This is a genomic window from Arthrobacter sp. 49Tsu3.1M3, from assembly GCF_900168135.1.
Classification (GTDB): Bacteria; Actinomycetota; Actinomycetes; order Actinomycetales; family Micrococcaceae; genus Arthrobacter.
In genome coordinates this window covers 50,362-68,957 of sequence record NZ_FUZD01000010.1, presented here as the reverse complement: position 1 = coordinate 68,957, position 18,596 = coordinate 50,362, and the positions used below count along the sequence as shown (strand labels likewise).

Here is an 18,596-nt window from a genome sequence, read left to right as displayed (position 1 = left end):
GAGGTTTCGCGTGCAATAAAGAAAATGGGGACAAATTGAATTCTGATCCAACTGCCAGGCTGCTTCCCGCCGGCAGGCATTTCGCGGTGACGTGGAGCCTGCCGTCGGAATTTGCGGGACGAACGAACGCCATGTTGCATCGTTCGCGATCCTTCGCGTCCGAGGGTGGGGCTCCTGTCGACGTCCTGACTTTCGACGACTTCCGGGACTATTCTGCTCTCCGCGGGGTGTTGACAGAAAGGGGTTTCCTGTCGGAGGGCACGCGCATCCTGAATCTCTGGGAAGACCTCCCGGCCATGGCTGAATTCATCAGCTCCCAGCCGGCGCTTGACTCGGAATCCGAAGAGAGCCCATTTGCTTCGTACTCTCCTTTGTCCACCCAGCCTTCCGCGAAGCTCGTCGAGTTGGAGGGCCCTCATAAGCGTCTGGCCCGCTACGCAGACGATGGGAAGACACTGTTGCAGGTCGATCATTATCGCTCGGACGGCTCGCTCCTCTTGTCGGATCGGCACGATGCGAAGCTGCTGGGGGTACACGGGGGCCGGTCGCTAACACTTTGTGACGCTGCGGGCCTTCCGATTCAGGAGTGGGGATCGGCCTGGGGTTTGTATCGATCGTGGCTCGACTACGTGCTGGCGGGGGAGCAAGCGTACTTTGTGGTTGACAACAAGAACACGGCGCGCTTCATGGCGAGTTACCAGCGTGAACACGCCGTGGTGCTCTATCAGGTCCATGAGAACCACTTGGAAGACCCTTCCGCAGGCTTCGCCTCGGAGCTTACCGCGTCCGCTGAGGAAGTGTTCCCTCGTTTGGAAGGATTCGACGGTGTTGTATTCCTCACCGAGCAACAGGCTGTTGACGTGCGCCGGAGGTATGCACAGGCCGGCAACTGGTATGTGATCCCGAACGGACGGTCCCTTGCCGCTGCACCCGAGGCTGACAGCGCGCGCAGCGAACGAACTGGAATGCACGCCGCAACCCTCAGCCACCGGAAACGCGTTGACCATTCTGTCAGGGCCATCCACTTGGCGAACACCACGTTATCGGCCCCTGTCGGGTTAAAGATCTTCGGCGATGGGTCCCAGCGGTCCCAGTTGGAAGGACTGATCACCGATCTCAGCGAAACCGGAAATGTTCAGCTGATGGGCCACGTCACGAACGCCCAGTCCCATTTCAAAGACGCGTCCTTTTCGCTGCTGACCAGCACTTCCGAGGCATTTGGCCTGGTAATTGTGGAGAGCATGGCCGCCGGGTGCATCCCCATCGTTTATGACCTGCCATACGGACCCGCCTCTATCATCACCCATGGCGTCAATGGCTTTCTGGTGGAGTATGGCAACGTGGAGGAGCTTGCACGCTGCATAGCCGAGTTCGTCGACATGCCTCCGTTGGAAGTCCAGAAGATGCGCCAGGCTGCGCGAACCAGGGCTGACGACTTCTCCGATGCGAATGTCGTGCGGCAGTGGGTGGAGGCCATGAATCATGCAGCTGAGGGCAAGCGGACCAAAGGGATCGACCACACGGTAGAGATAGAAGACTCAGCGTGTTTGTACAGCGCGGGTGGCGGCCTGGAGGTGCGCGCCACCTTAAGGCTGCACCTGCAGCAGCCGATTTGGCAGGAACGCGTTCCGGCCTTCTATTGCAGGCTCCGTCTCCGGCCTGGTGAAGCATTCTTCCGCGTTGCATCGACAGGCTTTAGCAAAGATGCAGCGGGCAGGTATGCCGTCAGATTCCCGTTCGAGTCGGACGTTCTTAATGCCATGGGCGGCAGCACGGCCGACGTCTTTCTTGAGACGAGAATCGGCGAGACTACGACCGTGACACGGATGCCGTTGGCGGAAGTCAAAGCAGCTCCCCGTGTGTATGCAACAGTGCACGGCAACATGAGCATCAGCTTCGCCTGAGCTCATAATTGAAAACCACAGATACGAGTCACAAATGTCTTCAAAAATTAACCAGCTGCATTCGCCGATAGAACTACCGTCGGGGTATCACTGTGCCGTCACATGGGGGATACCCGCGGACTTTGGCGGGATGACCAGCGCCCTTCTGCGACGCTCGAGGGCCTTTGTCCGTGAAGCCGGAGTGCCGGTCGACGTCCTCACCTTCGAGTACGACAACGGACTCGACGACTTGCGCTGCGAGATGCAGGTTGCGGGCGAACTGGTTCCGGGCATGCGTCTGCGAAACCTCTGGGAAGAACTGGCAGCCCTGCCAGACCAGGACGTTGCGGCGGCTCGCGGGGACAAGAACCTTGTGGGCACTTTCGCTCCAATCTCTGACCCGGAGCCACATACTGCGGAAATTTCCCAGGGATCCCTCGGACGGAGAATACGCCTCGATGCCGCGGCGGAAAAAACGCTTCAAATTGACTATTTCCGTGCGGACGGGAGTCTTTTCGTCTCGGATCAGCGCGACATCAACGACCGGGGTGTGGAGGGCGGCCGGCTTATTACCCTTTGTGACCGCAACGGGGAGCCTGTAGCAGGCTGGAACAAGATGTGGCCTCTGTACCTTTTCTGGCTGGACATGGTTGTGGGCACCCAGGAGACGTTCATGATCGTGGACAGTAAGACGACCGCAAATTTCATCACGCGTTTCCGCCGCGACAACGTGGTGACCCTGCACCTTATCCACAATTCGCACATGGCATCCGGCCAGGTACCCCCGAACGGCGAGTTGAGCTCCGTACGCCGTTATGTCTTTGAGCGATTGGACAGCTATGACGGGATCGTGCTGCTGACTGAGCGTCAGAAGGATGATGTGGATGCGGCGTTCGGTCCCGGCAACACGTTCGTGGTGCCCAACAGCACCGAACTACCGGAACGACTGCCGTCTTGGGCCGGACGCTCCCAGGACCACGGGGTGATGCTTGCGGGCCTAACGCACCGTAAGCGCATAGACCACGCCATACGAGGAATTGGGAAGGCAAATGCCCTAGCCGGAGCGCCGTTTGACCTGACCATCTATGGCCAAGGACCGGTCCGGAAACAGCTGGAGACACTCATCTCCAAGCTTGGCTTGAACCAGAGTGTCCACCTTGGCGGCTTTGACAGCGAGCCGCGGAAGCGGCTCTCTCAGGCTTCGTTCATGCTTCTGACCAGCCGCATGGAAGGCCTCCCGCTGGTGCTCCTGGAAGCGATGAGCGTTGGCTGCATTCCGATCGCGTACGACATGCCCTACGGACCGGCCGACATCATTGTTGATGGTGTCAATGGATATTTGGTCGAGGCTGGTGATATCGATGGGCTTGCCGAGCGGATCGTCCGGCAGGGATCACTTTCGAGCGTAGAAATGGAAGCCATGCGGCAGGCCGCCAGGGAGACCGCTGAGCGCTTTGATGACCGGTCCGTGACACTCCAATGGGGCCGTGTGATGTCGGAGGCCGTTGACCGCAAACTGCACCAGATGGCGGGATCGCTCTCCTCGTAACGTCAAGAGCAAAAGGCAGAGGACCCGTGGTCCTGTTAATCTGGCCTGGATGTAGGTGAAATCCAGCCGAACAGAACTACGGGTCCTCAATTTAAGTGCGCGGGAGCTGTCTCCTAGGGGAGCTGCACTGTCGCTTTGACCATGTTGTGGTCAGAGGGAATGGTACCGATGAAGTTCCCACTCGAATCGACATTGACCACGGTGCGCCACTCGACCACGCGCATCTTGGACGTGAAGATATAGTCCAGGTAGGTGCCGTTGCCCCATGAGTTGCGCGCGTTAGCCAGACGGTTGAAAGCGTTGAAGCTGTCGTAGTTCGCCCCAACCGTCTTCTCAGCTGTCGCCGTTCCACTGGGCAGATCGGAGGCATACGTGTTGCCGAGCGGATCAATGTATCCGGCTGCAGTCAGGACGTCGTAAGGGGCATTTGTCGGTGCTGTCCACTTGTGCGAGTTCAAGTCACCGGTCAAGAGCACGGGAAAGTTGCTGGGATTCCGTTTCTTGACTTCCGCTGTGATGGCTTGTGTCTGCCTCGTACGCAGGTCCTGGAGGTCAGTTCCGCCGCCGGGTTCCAGATGCGTGTCGCCGACAAAGAATTTCTTGTTTGTCGACTTTTGGGTGAAGATGCCCCAGGCCAAGTAGCGGGGGTTGTCGGTTGCCCGGATTACCGGAAGTGCCAGGGAACCCTGGCTGACCAGGGACACCTTGGAGGCATTGTAGAAAAGCTTCGTGCCTTGCGAGGCGCCCTTATCGGCGTACACGCAGCCAGTGGGTGTTGTGTCTTTCACGCAGTTATTGCGCTTGTTGTTGGCCAGCTGGTAGTTGGCGCCGGCCGCCTGGAGCCGTTCCTGGAGATCCTCAAATTGGGAGACCCCGCCTGGCCTGGGGTCATCCTTGAGCCACCCCTGGGAAGCCTCCTGTACACCCATCACATCTGGCAACTGCGCCTTGATATTAGCGACGACGGCGGCCCGGCGACCGGACCACGTCAGTTCATTGGCGGCTCCCGCGAAGCAGTTGGCACACTTCACGTTGTAGCTTGCAACCGTTAGTGGATTGACCACGGGGGCTATCACAAGTGCAGCCTTTGTTTTGGCGGTTATGGCGGCTGAATACGAGCTTAGATTCGTAGTGCCGTCCGCAGAGATGACCCTGACCCGAAAGTAATAGGTGGTGTTGCTTTTAAGTCCGCGCATCTCGGTGGAAGTGGTCGTGTACCGGTTGTAGGTCGACTCCGAAAAGTCGGCTTTGGCGGAGTACTGGACACGATATCTCGGCGCACCGCTAACAGGATTCCAAGAAAGGAACACCGATGTGCTTGTTTGAGCGGGCGACTTGAGCCCAGACGGGGCCGGAGTGGCGGCGATTGCACCGGGGGCGCCGAAAGGAAGGAGGAGTATTGCCATGATCAGAATAGAGAGCGGACGAAGACGAAAAGTTGAGCCGCGACTGTTTGTTGGCATGCGAGACCTTATCAATGGGACGTTGGCACCAGAAAGGCACGAGACGGTGCGAGTAAATGCTGCGTTTAGGCGATGCAAGGTGCTGTGGGACACCATAGTCTGGCACGCGCTAATCCATCAGCACAACGCGCAAGGCCATACTGTGATTTAGCCCTCAATTCCTCACACCCTGCTCTTGGATGATAAGTGCTCTTTGGTCACTTGCGTGCCATATTGCGGAAAAACTGCGATTCACCTGCGGTTGGCCAGAGGCGGGGGGAGCCCCGATGCCGGTAAGCCACCTAGGAGGGCTAGTGCTTTAGTCCAAGGGACCCGCCCGACTATTATCCGTGCGGCGATGGGGTCAGGGTTTAATGGGATCGTCATGGCAGCGGGGAATTGATTCCGTGTCGTATATAAGAAAGGGCCCGTGGCTCTGCTCGGATGAGAGTGTCTAAGCCTTCAACCAGGACAGAACCACGGGCCTCGGCCGAGCCTGCCGACACGGCGGCTGACGTTGCCGCCAGCATGTTCAACCTGCCCGACTACTGGGGAATGCCCGTCAGCCTTGTGCCGGGGCCGGCGCCAGTTTGTTGCAGAAACTCAATAGACTCCGGGGTACAAAGTTGTTGAAGCGGTTATCAGTTCCGGCCGTGCTGATTCCGAAACCGCCGCCACGTTCGCGGTGGCCTGGTGAATAGTCCGGGCCGGGTTGACCGAAGTCTGCGTGGTCACCTGCCGGAAGTGGATGGCTCCGCCCGTGCATTTGCATCGATGAACATTGGTTCCGGTCATTGAGGTATTTCCGCAACCAGGGATCCGGGTCGTAGATCCGGCATGAGCCGTGGATTGCCACGATCGTTGACCTGGATAGCGGCCAGGTCCCGGGGATCGTGGGCGGTCGAGACCACCAGGGCGTCGCGGACATGCTGCAGGCCGTCTGCGAGGTCAAAGACCAACTCGGTGTGCTGCTGCGCCCCAACTCCCTCGCCGGCGCGGCCGCCGCGAAAGAAGAACCCCGGGCTCTGGTCGAGGATGCCGGGCGGCCGAGGACAGACGAGCCTTTGCCGCACAGGGTGCCGGTGGCGCAAGGAGATCGTGCTCCCAGTCGTCGCCGCGACCAAAGCTCGAAGCGAACAACACCTATGAAGCGCATCAAAACGTACCGCACGTGGTACCGATACGCGGCCAAGTACAAATCAATTTTCCAGATGACACTCGCCCGGAAATCTCGTTCCGATGAACTAAGAGGGGCGCCTGAATCACCCGCAGTCACTGCAACGCCCGCAAAGTCATGGTGTTGCACGACCGCTAAATTCCGCCGGAATGAGCGCCGAATTAGTTTGGCTTGATCACGAACAGTCGACGGACCGCTGCCTCAAGTTATCGAGGTGCGACTGTGCCGCCGATATGAAATCTTCAATGTTTGGGCCAAACATGAGGGGAAGGTGAGCGTCAATGTGTTCGTCGGTCCAGTTCCACCATGCGATCTTGAGTAGTTTTTCGATGGTCTCTGGCGGAAAGCGAAATTTGATGACTTTCCCTGGGTTCCCACCCACGATTGCGTATGGCGGCACATCTTTTGTGACGACGGTGTGGGCAGCGATGACGGCGCCGTGTCCGATTGTAACGCCGGACGTGATGAATGCTGAGGCACCAACCCATACGTCGCTGCCGATGGTGACCGCGCCCCGTGAATCATGATCTTTCATGCCTGCCGCCGACGGCCACCATTTGCTAAGCACCGAGAACGGATACGAAGAGACCGTGTCGATTCGGTGATTCCCTAACGCTATTTCTACTCCGGCCGCAATCGAGCAGAATCTTCCGATTGAGAGGTGGGCTGCGCTGCTTTCAAATATGACGGGGCGGCCGTAAGTGTGGTCTCCGATATCCCAGTCAAATTTGGCTATGTGATCCGCCATTGTCGTTTGCGTAAGTTGCGCCCATCGGCCTCGGTCCTCCCAACTGACGGAAGAAACCGTGAACGTAATACTCGAATTAATTAGAGACTTTCCTTCAAAGACGACAGCTACATCCGATGCCGAGGTGCGATCCAGTCGACTCGTGACACGGCCATTCGTATCGAGAAAGAGAAGCGCATCTCCTTGCGCACGCCAGCTGTTTTCGTACCGGTGACTGTAACCCAATATGCGTCCGTCCGGCAGAAATCTCAGAGCAGGGCTAAGTACCCGCTCATTGGTTCGAAATGCCCAAATCCCTTGGGTAAGCTCCGTCTCCACAAGGCTTGGGGCAGGCAGTGAGTCATCAACTGTTGTACTAGGCATCTGAGAATCCTACAGCGGCACGGTTCGCGGTTGTTCTGTGGAGGCGGTTCCATTCGTGACCTCTACGCGAGGGCCATTGCCTGATCCTATTGGAGGCCCGACAGGGGTTGTTGACGGCTCAAGATTGATTGGACACTGTGGAGCGAGGGCTCGCTGGTCTGTGGATACCGGCCCCTTGGTCCTTCTGGTAGCCTTGAGGGCGCCAAGCTGCGTGCGGGGTCTTGGATCTTCCCTCCATGTCGGAGCTGCGCTACGCAAATAGCTGATAGATCTGGGGGCCGATGGCTCGATCGACACATGAAAGAGGAGCAATGACGATTGATGCGATCGGGCTCAAACACGGAATCGACCAGTCTTCTCTAGTGCATAATTACCTGCATTCCTACGAACGTGAGTTGCGTGTCCTAGAGTGCTCCGTCAGCACGGTTGCCATTATTTCCGGTTCCAACACTGCGGCTGTTGCCAAAACTTTCTCCGAGTCCCTGCCGAACGCGAAGATCGTTGTACTCCAGGTCGGTAGCGCTGCAGTTGATATTGACGCGGCCCAGTGGCCGCAAATAACGGTTCACAAGGCTCGAAATCTCGCCGAAATGCACCTGCAGCTCGCTAAGCTACCAGACCTTCAGCTTCTCGTTGAGGATGGCACAAATCGAAAATCGGAAAAACTTGCGATTTTTCGCGAATTATTTCTATACGTCGATGACGGCGGCCTTTACGTCGCGGAAGACCTACATGCCAGTCACTTGCCAAAGTATGTTGATAGTGACGGCGAAAATGTCTGGCAGTTCATTAGTCGGCTTCTTGATCTAAAGGCCGAACCAGTTCAACCTGGCACCAAAACCACATCCGATGACCGGGAGCTGGCGGCTGCTATCGACCGGGTAATCAACTACGGTAAGATCGCTTTTGTCACCAAACGTGGTAACCATCTTTTGAAGATTCGAGATCATCAAGCCACTGAGATACTCGAGGGGCGATTCGGATCCAATTGGGGGCATTTGATCAGCTTACGAAAGGCTGGGACATTCAGATCGAAAGCTACGGTTTCAACAAATCGTCATGATTTGGATTATAGATTCAAGAAAGACATCGCCTTCCCCGCTCATCATTTGAGGGAATACAGTAACGCTGTATGTTCGCCGGGCCAGGTGGCACTTCTGAACGACGTGGTTCTTCCCGATAGCTTCCGTCACTTGCTGGGCCGGCGGCTGACGAATAAATTTTTGACTGATTCCAGTCCCTTTCACGCACGCATGTCACCGGCTCCGGATGAATCCCCTGATTTTCTTGCCGGCAACTATTTTTACTTGGATACTGAATATCCGAATGTTTATGGTCATATTCCTACAGAGGTAATTTCCCGTCTTTGGGGTTGGAACGAGAGTAAAGTTCTATATCCCAATCTCAAAGCGTTGGTGTCTCCAAAGCTGGGAGAACGGGACATCCCTACTTATGAAATCAAGATATTGAATGCTTTCGGTATCTCGGACGCCGACATAGTGCGCATTAGTCACCCAACTCGCGTCGAGCGACTGCTGGCTGCAACTCCTATGTTCTCGAACCCAAAGTACGTCGTTCCGGAAATCGACAGCGTGTGGAGCACCATCAGCAAGAACCTTCGCTCCAATATCTCGTCAGGCATCGATAAAGTCTTTTTGTCACGGCAAACCGGCCTAGCTCGTAACTGTCGAAACAGTACTGCCGTGGAAGCCATGTTCCGTCAGCATGGATTTACGATACTTCGTCCAGAAGCCCTGCCACTCGGAGATCAGATCGAATTATTTTCAGGGGCTTCCGTAGTGGCGGGATATGGCGGAAGTGCACTCCTGAATGGTGTTTTCTCGGACCACCCGTCCACGAGAATCGTGATAGCTCCGGATACCTACAACACTGCCAACGAATACCTGATTTCTTCGATTACCGGCGATGATTTCCATTACTTCTGGTGCAAAGCCGATGTTCCGCATCCCCCGGATAGGTGGACGTGGGAGGCCTTTGAGTCCCCCTACGAATTCGATTTTGATCGGGATGGCGATCAGCTAGACAAATTGCTGGCGTCACTTTAGGAACACTCGTTTCCGGCATTAGTCCCACACACGCCGGGGAGGTGCAACTCCTTCCACCAAATCCTGTTCCCGGTTAGCACGGGATGCAGCCTAACGGGTGCGGGCCGGACGATTGCGCGTCCGCGATCGTTCCGGTCGACAGGGAAGTCAGCTGTCTGGACCCGATCCTGGACATTTGGGGCTGTTCAGGGACTTGTGACTCGAACTGGCCCCGACCCCGCTGGTGGCGATAGAGAGTGTTAGCACCGTGCGACGCTTCCTCGGCCGCCGGAACCCTGAGCACTCCCATTCTTCAAGGTTCGTGGGGAACGGGCTTCCTGGATGAGGGTAATGCCGCCGTCCGGACGGCACTGGTCAAGAGAAGAATCGCCTTGTAGTTCCCTGCGTTCCGGTAGCCGCTGGCGGTGCCCTTGATGTGCTTGAATCCGGTGATATTCGCCTCGACCTTTCCGATAAGGGCTCCGGTGAAGATGAGGACCTCAATCTCCCTCCACCGCCCGCACGCGGTGCGGTAGAGCTTATTGGTCCCCGGCCGTCCAGCAGACTCGACGAGAACCCTGAGGTCGACTTTCACCGCGGCGGCGTCGGCCAGGGAGTTGGTGTGCAGCAGGGCTCGCAGCTTTTACTTGACCTTCCACACTGCCCTGCAGTTTGCCGGTCGGGTCATCTTCGGCGAAGACCTCGGCCAGTCGATGGGCGGAGTGTTCCGAGAGCTTGTCGCCGGCGCGCAGGAGTAGGATCCGGTAGGCCCAGACTCTACCTGTGCCACGCCCGCGGCGCCCCTTGAGCTGTTGTGAGAGGTCCTGTCCGGTTTCGGTCACCGCCAGATTGGCCATCGAGACCAGATGAAAGTGATCAACAGGGACACACGTCCGGGGCAGCCACATCCCCAACGCCGTCCGGAACGCCGCCGAGGGTTCGATGGCTACGACCTGAACACCCAGCCGCCAAACAAGCGGACTGGCGAAGGGCTCGTCCCCGACGCCCAGGAGGCCATGGCGGTCGTTGGACCCGTGACCTGTCCAGTGTCCCAGATCAACGATTGTGGTCATACACGGCTGATGTTGGATCCGCGACCAGGATCCCTGGTCGCGGATATACCTCAAGGAGACCGGAACCGAAGTTCATCGATGCCCAGCATCCACGGGCGGAGCCCATCCACTTCAGGCAGGTAAGGACGTAGGCTTCGGTCAGCCCGGCCCGGACCATCCACCAGGCCACCCCGAACGTGACGGCGGTTTCGGAACCGGTTAGGCCGGAACCGATGACCGCTTCAACAAACTGGACCCGGAACCGGCCCGTCGGCCCGGGCGAGCCGCGGCACTCGGACGGTCGATTCAGAGAACGAGAGCCGGGGATAGGCCACTTCATCGCCGTTCCAGCGAGACTCGGCCCCATCTGGAAAGCGCCGGCGACCGTGATGTCTCGGAATTGCTGGATGCGTCGATGCTTCCGCCGCCTCGCCGACACAACAAGGGCTCCCCGGCGGCGGGTCAGTCTCGACAACGACCTGGCGGCGGCCACTGGTCATAGGGCTGAGGAAATGACCTAGTAGTCGGGCAGATCCAACATGCTAGCGGCAACGTTAGCCCCAGTTCCGGTAGGCTCGGCCGCGGCTCGTCCTCCTGGTTGAATGCTTAGACACGCTCATCGCAACAGGGCCACAGGCCGCTCCTTGTCTACGCCACGGGAATTGGCCTAAGCAAACGATTTCCGTGGCGCTGCTGTTTCGACGATCTAGTATCACTCATTGCTCCGAAGACCAGATCTTTAACCTGTTCACGAACTAGTTTGCGGCAAACACGGATCTAAAACCTTCGATTGCCCGCCGCTGGTAGTCCACTACGTCGAACCGGGTGGGTTTTATCTGCCCTTCAATGAAGAGACGAAGGCCGTGGCGGATTCCATCCAGGGAATTTTCGACGAGAAGGCCCGCTCCGGAGGCCAAGACGCTGCGGGGCCCAGATATGTCCGTGGCAATGACGATCTTCCCCAAAATGAGGGCCTCAAGTAGCACAAGGCCTTGGCCTTCGTGGAGAGACGGCAGGATAAATCCATCCGCCCGCTTCACGACAGGGAATGGATTGTCGAGTGCGCCCAACAGCAAGACTTTATCTTCAAGACCGAGATTTTCTACCAATGACGTCAGCCTTGCCTTAAGGGGGCCGTCGCCCACCAGGACCAATTGAATATTGGTGACGCGTGTGTATTCCTCTGAGAAGGCCCGGATGAGGCGCTCATGAGCTTTCTCAGGAGAGAGTCGCCCCACACTCACTAAGAGCTTGGCATTTGGCTTGAGCCAAGAGTCCAACGACTCTGGCAGCGGCGACTCGGCAAGCTCCAAACACATGTCGGGATCGAGTGGATTATTGGCATAGGAAAATTTACCCGCTTCTAAGCCAAATGCCGCAGAGAGTTCGGTCATATTGCTGGCATTAACGCTTTTTGAAACTGAAATCAGTGAATCGAATCTGCGATAAAGGTTGAAGACCCCCTGAAGATAGGGATACTTCATGTTCTGTTCGGACATCATCTGGTTGTGTAAATAGATTACGTGTTTGCGGCCAGGCGCTCGGCCATGAGCAAACATGCCTGTCCAAAAACGCGAATACCCATCGAATTCACAAATATATTCGAATCTAGCATTTCCAATTAGCCGGGCAAGCTCTCGCCCATAGGCCTTTCCGGCAATCTCGTACTGTTCGGAGTTGGTCAACTCATGTTGCGCTGCGAACTTTTCGTTAACCCACTTCTCTTCCGCTGAAAACAGTTGTCTGCCGGATCGTGCCAACAGTTGTACGTGATCGGGAAGCTTGTTCAATAAGTTCATTCGAACGGACTCGCTGGCAACAGCATTTGCGTCGAAGAGTAGGACGGCGCGATAACGTTCAGTATCCAAATTCTTCATAAGGTTTACAAATGACGTTGTGATTCCGTTTGGAATCAGGCTCTGATGGAATAGTAGATTAGTCTTCTGTGGCTCCAAGTCCGGTAATAAATGCGTATCATCCGACCTAAAGAAGAAATCTACGGCTCGGACGGCGCTCCTGCCGTCTTCTTTGGGGCAGAATTCCGCCTGAAAGTCGACGAAAGGAGTCGTAGGACCCTTCAGCGCCTGTGACAGTTGTTGTGCCAATGTCTCGATATCCTTGGTCAACACGCCGGGCATGGACTCCATCTCAAAGTAGAGGCCGCGCTCATTTTGGTAATGTTCCAAGTCGGGAGTGTAGAACAGAATCGTTCTCCCGGTTGGTAGGAAATCAAAGAATATGCTCGAATAATCGGTGATAAGGACATCGACACCTGCCAGAAGTTCGTTGGTGTCAATATGCTGAGGAACTATCCAGTCTCCAAACCCGAAGCCAGCAAGTGCGTCTTCGGCGAAACGGTGTGCGCGAAGAAAGACATGCCGGTCTTCCCCGCGAAGCCGTTCTAAGTCTTCCTTGAGACCTTCGGCATCGAAATAGCTGGACCCAACCCCTCCACGCCAAGTTGGTGCGAAAAGCACGACCGGCCGGGTGTCTGTAGGGTCCAGTCCCAACGCGGCGCGGATCCGGGCCTGGTCTTTGATAGTTGCGTTTACAACGGTGTCAGTTCGTGGATACCCAGTCAGGGCGACCTTGCCAGTGTACAGTCCCTGAATGTCGTGGGCCTCGATAAGTGCGTTGCGCGTGTGGACGTTGGGAACAATGATATGAGTCGTTTGTAGGAGGTTCCGGGCGATATTTCTGTGTTCGAAGAACCCTACTTTGACGTCCTTGCCTAACGTCTTGAGTGGAGTGCCATGCCACGTGTTGAGGTATTGCTGCTCTGGGCGTCGAAGAAAATAGGGAGGAAAGCTGGTGTTGTTTATCAGATACTTAGCTGTGGACAAATGACGCAGGTAAAGGTTGCTTTCTCGCGTAACGAAGATGACATTAGTGCGGCCAGCCAACTCCAGTGGAACTCGCTCTTTGTCGTTAAGTACCCAAATGTGGGTCCAGGAATCGAACTGCGGATCGTCCAGGAGGTTCCGGCATATCTGCAGCGGATTGCACGATACCGAGTTACCGTGGCTGCTTTCGTACAATACCGTCGAGTGCGCCACTGGTAGCGTCTCTAGGAACTCGGTATAAATCATCGTCTGATTGAGTTCTTTGTTCTTACGATAGGGAGCCGTGTTGACGCCATGTGGCCGTTTGAACAAGCGGGTTTCCAGGTACGCGCGGCAGGCGGCCTCGAAGTCCCCTGTTTCCTGCAGAGCGCGGCCCAATTTGTAGTAGGCGTTGGGGGAGTGGTTCTCCGTCCGCTTGACGGCGGCGTCAAAGGCTTCCGCGGCGAGGGCATGCATTCCACGCATTTCAAGCCGATTGCCGGCCTCAAGACACCGCTGGGCAGACTGTGAATTGAGGGCCGCGTGCAGGCCATCGACCAGGAGTCTTCTTTCATAGACGCCAATTGGTACGTCTGGCTGGGTCGGTTCAGCGCTTTCAGCTGGCTTGATTGTGGCGGCGAAAGCCAGACATGCTCCTTGGAAATCATTGGCTTGAGTGAGGACGTATCCCAAACGATAAAGCCAGTAAGTGGGTGCCGGACTATTCAGACCAATGGCGTATTCGTAAGCAAAGGCAGCATCGTTCCACTCAGCGAGTCGCTCATGCGCAAAACCCAACCGGTAATGCCACTGCGGGACGGAGGGGTCCATCGCGACTGCCAGCCGGAGGAGTTCAATGGCCTCGCGCCATTTGTAACTGCGTACCAGCGCATAACCGATCCTGTAATGCAGCTCCGCAGACGTTGGCTGCAGACGAAGAGTCCGCCTGTAAGCGTCCGCGGCGGCTACCCACCGACCCTTTTTCTGAAAAAATACACCCACGCCGAAGTCCTTGGCTTGAAGGTCTGCGTCGGCAGCGATGGCTCGGTTGTAGGCGTGGCGAGCTTTCGCCGGTCGTTCCAGAAGCTCCCAGCACCAGCCCTCAAGGAAGTGAAGGTCTGCCTGTTCCGGTTTCAGGAGCGCCGCCGCCGCGAAGTTTTCGCAGGCCTCGGCGAACCTGTTCATCGAGAACTGCGCCTCCGCCAACTGGACGAGCCATTCGGGATCATCGCTGTTAACGGACAAGCCGTCATTCAGCGCCTCGATCTGCTGCCAAACAGGGGCTTTGTTCTCCACGAGTTGCTGTACGCGCCGGCGACTTTCGGCCCGGCTCATCTCGACGGAGGCTGTTGCCGCCTGTTCGGCCGACGCCTCTGCTGCCGCCAGCCGATGCATCCGTCGGGTTTGCCCGGGTTCCAAGGCAAGCGATGCCTTGTACGCGGCTACAGCCGCGTCGTAATTCCCCAGCTGTTCCTGGACGTATCCGAGCCGGTAGTGCCATGCGGCTTCCGCAGGGTTGAGCAGCGTAGCCTCATGGAGATGCGCAGCGGATTCCTCAAACTGCCGGAGGTGGAAGTGGGCATGCCCAAGACGGAAGGCCAGTTCGGCGTCGGCGCCTCCTGCCCCGGCGAGCAGGGCGGTGTAGACCTCGACGGCCGTCTCCCACTCCATCTTTTCCTCGAGAAGCAGGCCATGTTCAATCGTGTTTTGCGCTGGGCTCATTTGTAATGGGTCCTAAATTGGTTGCTGCCGTGTGGCATGACCGGCTGGCGGCTGGCCATACCGGTATTCCTGTGCTGTCGGGTGCGACTAGTTTTTGCGGAGGGACGGAGAGCTGTTAGAGCCGACCATCAGCGGTTCGCCCGGGCCATTCGGCCAGAGGGCGTCGAACACGCGCGCCGTCGCCTGCCCGTCGCAGTAGGGCGCGAACGTCTTGACGAACGCTTCGTATTTCGGGGCGTACTGGCGGGAGACGTCCGAGATGTTCTGGATGGAATGAACGACTTCCTCCGTCGTGCTCAGGAGTGGGCCCGGGGCCTTTTCCTCAAGATCGAAGTAGAAGCCGCGGGTCGAGTCACGGTACTGCGCGATGTCCGGGGTCAGGAAGATGATCGGCTTGCCCGTCACGCAGAAATCGAACATGACGGACGAATAATCGTTCACCAGGATGTCTGCGGCGGTGTAGAGGTCGTTGACCTCCGGGTACTCGGTCACATCGATCACAAACTTGTTGGCCGCCGTCTGCCGCTGGCTTGCGATGTTGTGGTGTCCGCGCAGGAGCAGCACGTAATCGCTGCCGAGCTGCTGCTGGGCCTTTTCGAAATCGAGGTACGTGACCATCTCGTACTGCCGGGAGGCGTTCTTTGCATCGTCGCGCCAGGTGGGAGCATAAAGGATCGCGGTCTTGCCCTCGGGGATGCCCAGCTTGGTCCGGATGGCGGCCCGGCTCTGTTCCATCCGTTCGGGGGTAAGGCTGTCATTGCGGGGATAGCCCTCGGTTACTACCCGACCTTCGAAGCCGAAGCAGTTTGCAAGGACCCCGGCGGCGTATTCGTTCTGCGCCAGGAGGGCATCCCAGTACGCTGCCTCGCGCCACATGAGGTTCCAGTATGAGAGGGAGAAGCTTGTTCGGGCGACGTCGTTGCCCAGCTTCTTGAGCGGAGTGCCATGCCAGGTCTGGATGTAGACCTGACCTTCGCGCTTGCGGAAGTAGAACGGGAAATTGTTGTTGTTGATCAGGATCCGGGACTCGGTCAGGAGCTGGTACCACAGGCGGGAGCCGATCAGCACCGGTTCGGTTCCGGCCGGCACGGGCACCGAGAAATCAGCGACGGCCCAGTACATCGGCCACTGGCTGTTCCTGCGCTGGAACTCCTCCAGAAGGCGTCGCGGGCTGTCTGTGGCACGGCGCCCGCCGAAGCACATGAACAGAACGGCGTCCTTGAGTTCATTGCTCCCGGCCAGAGTGACCGGAGTGCGCAGCGTCTGTTGCTCGAACCTTCCCACCTCGTCGGCCGCGAACGGCGGACGCAGGTGGATGGTGAGCGCACCGTTCTTGGAGGTGCGGCTCACGCCTACCTCCAGCCGGTCCGCGTCCATCCTTGCCGGCATCTGCTTCTGCAGCCCGGATGACGCCGGGATCCAGTGGCCGAGGGTGTCTGCGACTCCGGGGAAAACGAACCGCACGCTGTAGGCGCCCGCCTCAGGCATCAATTCCTCGCCGCCCCACGGGTTCTGCGGAAGCAGGAAATCGGCGGTGAACGCATTGCTTCCGTCATTGGTGCGGACCTGCAGGACAGCGTCCGTCGCCGGGATGACGGCCTTCCCGCTGGAGAGGACAACCCGCGGTGCACGGATGACATGCATGTCTGCTGTGCCTGCAATACGCAGGGTCCGCTTGTCGGCTGAGACTTCGACGGTCGAAGCAATGATTCGGCTTTTGCGCTCTTCGACGGTGATGAAGCCGTAACCGGTCAGTCCCAGCCTGAGGCTTCGGGTCTGATCCGAGTGCGACTCCAACTCCGCGGTTCCCTCCGGCCACGCCACCGGCTGCGGGCCCTTGGCGCCGCTTTCCAGGCGCAGTTGCCATTCATATTCCGTCGTAATGCCTGCGCCACTTCCCAGCGCCGGGACGTTGATGACGTAGACAGCCCGGTTTCCGTCAACTTGCTGGAAAGTCGCGGTCTTCCGTATGCCGAACTTTCGGCTCTCGATGGATACTCTGGCGGGAACCGGGACTCCGTCAGCGGCTTCAACAGTCAGCCGCAGGGTTCGCCCGGTGAGGTCCACGGAAGTCGCCACGTAGAGCGGCGTCACCGGAACGAAGGTCAGGCCAGTGGTTGCAGCGCGCATCTCAACGGCCATCCGGGAAGAGCCCACCATCGGCCCCACAGGCAACTGCCCGGTGGACCCGGTTAGGTCACGGAGCCTCAACGGCGCTGCGATTGTCCGGCCGCCGGCGCTGACAGTCAGGAGCACGTGCCAGTTGGCGGGCGCCGTGGCCTCATCGTCTGCCAGCATCACGGCCGGATCGATGACAGCAGTGAAGCCTGCCTCAGCGTAGGAGGTCCAGTTGTCGTTGGACTGCCAGTCGATGGTCTTGTCCGTGTGGCGCTCCACCGCCAAAGCGACTGTCGCCCCGCTGCCGACGTTGACCAAGGACGCATGGATGGAGAGGTTGCCGTTGGCCGGGTCCACGGAGGAGATGTACGCATGCCCTCCGATCATCAGCCGGCCGTCGGGCTGCCAGTCGAAGTGAGTCATCCTGCTCACCATTTGAAGGTCGTCATCGCGGCAGGCCAGCAGCTCCGGATCGTAGCCTGAAAGCTCGGCCAGGTAGCGGGGTTGCGCCAGGATCCCGGAGTCCGTAATCAGTGTCGGAAAGCTGGAACCGTAGTCGCTCCGGTGGTTGCAGATACGGACTACGTCCGCGCGTGAGTCCTTGAGCACGGCGGAGAGGATCAGTCGGTTGTGGATCCGGATGGCATTCCAGTCCAGTTCCAGGCCGTCGCTGAGGCGCAGCACGGTGGCGTGCAACAGATCCCAGTACTCAGGATCCGTACGAGATACGACCTCGTAGTAACGGAAGAGCCCATTGCCCAGTTCTCCGGATAGCCAGCGCCGGTAGTCGTCAGGAGCGGAGACCGTGCGGACAACGGGAGCCAGGGCCTCAAGCCGGTGCAGCCGGTCGCTGAGGTACTCCGTCTGGCACAGAAGCTCGCGGGCAGGAGGGCGAACCGCGGAGTCAAGGGACGTGTTAATGACCTGGACATCAAGAATGTCGAATGACTTGGCGCGCATGTAAAGGGTCGCAACTGCCTCGTATTGCCAGTGCTCCCGGTCCAGTGCGACGTCGGCAGTGGCCGAGATCCAGAAGTCACGGGTGAAAAGCTTGTTGGCGAGTGCACCATCGAGCAGTATCTCCGGCACGTCCGCGACGGCCGCGGCGGCCCGGGGTTCAGCGTGGATCTCCCGCTGCCAGGACGGAGTAGTGCTGGACTTGCCCTTGGATATTCCTGTCATGCCGACGGCGAAGGATGAGCCAGTCTCACGCAGCGATCGGTACATGATGTCCAGGCCCCGGTTTTCGACCACGTCGCCGCCGGAGAGGAACATCAGGTACGGGGCCCGCGACGAAGCCACGGCCCGGTTCCGGGCTTCCTCCTCGCCGGCGCCGGGCAGGGCGAGGTACTTCACGCGGCCGTCCCGCCGCGCGAACGCCTGTGCGGATGTCCTGCCCAGGCCGGCCAAGGACGTGTCGACGACGATCATGTCCAGCGCGGACGGCTGCTGGCCCACCACGCTGCGCAGCGTGGCCTCTGGATTGGGAGCATAGTCTGTGACCAGGACGACAACAGTGAGCCGCGCGAGCTGAAGGCGTGCAACCCCCGTTGTTCCCAACAGCCGCTGGACCCGGGCCAGGTTCGCGGGATGGGCCATTCTCCGGAACTTGGTCTGCTGCTCCTTGGGCAATGCCCGCCAGACACGCCGAAGGTTCCTCTTAGCCGTGGCTTTC

General features: G+C 58.3%; 10 protein-coding genes. 3 read left to right on the top strand and 7 right to left on the bottom strand.

Annotated features, from left to right (window positions below):
* Positions 1-35 precede the first annotated feature (35 nt).
* Positions 36-1,904 (top strand): glycosyltransferase, encoded by a 1,869-nt coding sequence (locus B5X90_RS12455; RefSeq protein WP_143264738.1) that lies wholly within the window; start codon positions 36-38, stop codon positions 1,902-1,904.
* A gap of 130 nt (positions 1,905-2,034) precedes the next feature.
* Complete coding sequence (locus B5X90_RS12450) at positions 2,035-3,432, top strand: glycosyltransferase (protein ID WP_179129133.1); 1,398 nt, start codon at positions 2,035-2,037, stop codon at positions 3,430-3,432.
* A gap of 113 nt (positions 3,433-3,545) precedes the next feature.
* Here B5X90_RS12450 and B5X90_RS12445 read toward each other — a convergent pair whose 3' ends face one another.
* The 3 genes from B5X90_RS12445 to B5X90_RS21800 form a co-directional block, all read right to left on the bottom strand.
* Positions 3,546-4,838, bottom strand: a complete 1,293-nt coding sequence (locus tag B5X90_RS12445; RefSeq protein ID WP_179129132.1) for an endonuclease/exonuclease/phosphatase family protein — start codon at positions 4,836-4,838, stop codon at positions 3,546-3,548.
* 827 nt (positions 4,839-5,665) lie between these two features.
* Complete coding sequence (locus B5X90_RS12440) at positions 5,666-5,947, bottom strand: hypothetical protein (protein WP_143264737.1); 282 nt, start codon at positions 5,945-5,947, stop codon at positions 5,666-5,668.
* A 279-nt stretch (positions 5,948-6,226) separates the two neighbouring features.
* On the bottom strand, positions 6,227-7,162 hold the full coding sequence (locus B5X90_RS21800) for a CatB-related O-acetyltransferase (protein ID WP_306292829.1): 936 nt from the start codon (positions 7,160-7,162) through the stop codon (positions 6,227-6,229).
* Between the two features lie 311 nt (positions 7,163-7,473).
* On the opposite strand from B5X90_RS21800, the gene B5X90_RS12430 reads away from it, so the two are divergent.
* Positions 7,474-9,228: a glycosyltransferase family 61 protein gene (locus B5X90_RS12430; RefSeq protein WP_179129131.1), complete on the top strand. Its 1,755-nt coding sequence runs from the start codon at positions 7,474-7,476 to the stop codon at positions 9,226-9,228.
* Between the two features lie 292 nt (positions 9,229-9,520).
* Here B5X90_RS12430 and B5X90_RS21260 read toward each other — a convergent pair whose 3' ends face one another.
* The 4 genes from B5X90_RS21260 to B5X90_RS12415 form a co-directional block, all read right to left on the bottom strand.
* Positions 9,521-9,802: a hypothetical protein gene (locus B5X90_RS21260; protein WP_179129125.1), complete on the bottom strand. Its 282-nt coding sequence runs from the start codon at positions 9,800-9,802 to the stop codon at positions 9,521-9,523.
* Positions 9,747-10,280, bottom strand: a complete 534-nt coding sequence (locus B5X90_RS21855; RefSeq protein ID WP_079553460.1) for a transposase — start codon at positions 10,278-10,280, stop codon at positions 9,747-9,749. Before B5X90_RS21855 ends, B5X90_RS21260 begins: the two co-directional genes overlap by 56 nt.
* 734 nt (positions 10,281-11,014) lie before the next feature.
* Positions 11,015-14,803 (bottom strand): CDP-glycerol glycerophosphotransferase family protein, encoded by a 3,789-nt coding sequence (locus tag B5X90_RS12420; protein WP_079553458.1) that lies wholly within the window; start codon positions 14,801-14,803, stop codon positions 11,015-11,017.
* An 87-nt stretch (positions 14,804-14,890) separates the two neighbouring features.
* Positions 14,891-18,520, bottom strand: coding sequence for a bifunctional glycosyltransferase/CDP-glycerol:glycerophosphate glycerophosphotransferase (locus B5X90_RS12415; RefSeq protein WP_179129130.1), 3,630 nt, complete (start codon positions 18,518-18,520; stop codon positions 14,891-14,893).
* Positions 18,521-18,596 lie beyond the last annotated feature (76 nt).

Bases quoted from the DNA above. Each gene is read 5' to 3' on its own strand.
- B5X90_RS12450 (WP_179129133.1), top strand. From the start codon at position 2,035: ATGACCAGCGCCCTTCTGCGACGCTCGAGGGCCTTTGTCCGTGAAGCC.
- B5X90_RS12445 (WP_179129132.1), bottom strand. From the start codon at position 4,838: ATGGCAATACTCCTCCTTCCTTTCGGCGCCCCCGGTGCAATCGCCGCC.
- B5X90_RS21800 (WP_306292829.1), bottom strand. From the start codon at position 7,162: ATGCCTAGTACAACAGTTGATGACTCACTGCCTGCCCCAAGCCTTGTG.
- B5X90_RS12430 (WP_179129131.1), top strand. From the start codon at position 7,474: ATGACGATTGATGCGATCGGGCTCAAACACGGAATCGACCAGTCTTCT.
- B5X90_RS21855 (WP_079553460.1), bottom strand. From the start codon at position 10,280: ATGACCACAATCGTTGATCTGGGACACTGGACAGGTCACGGGTCCAAC.
- B5X90_RS12420 (WP_079553458.1), bottom strand. From the start codon at position 14,803: ATGAGCCCAGCGCAAAACACGATTGAACATGGCCTGCTTCTCGAGGAA.
- B5X90_RS12415 (WP_179129130.1), bottom strand. From the start codon at position 18,520: ATGGCCCATCCCGCGAACCTGGCCCGGGTCCAGCGGCTGTTGGGAACA.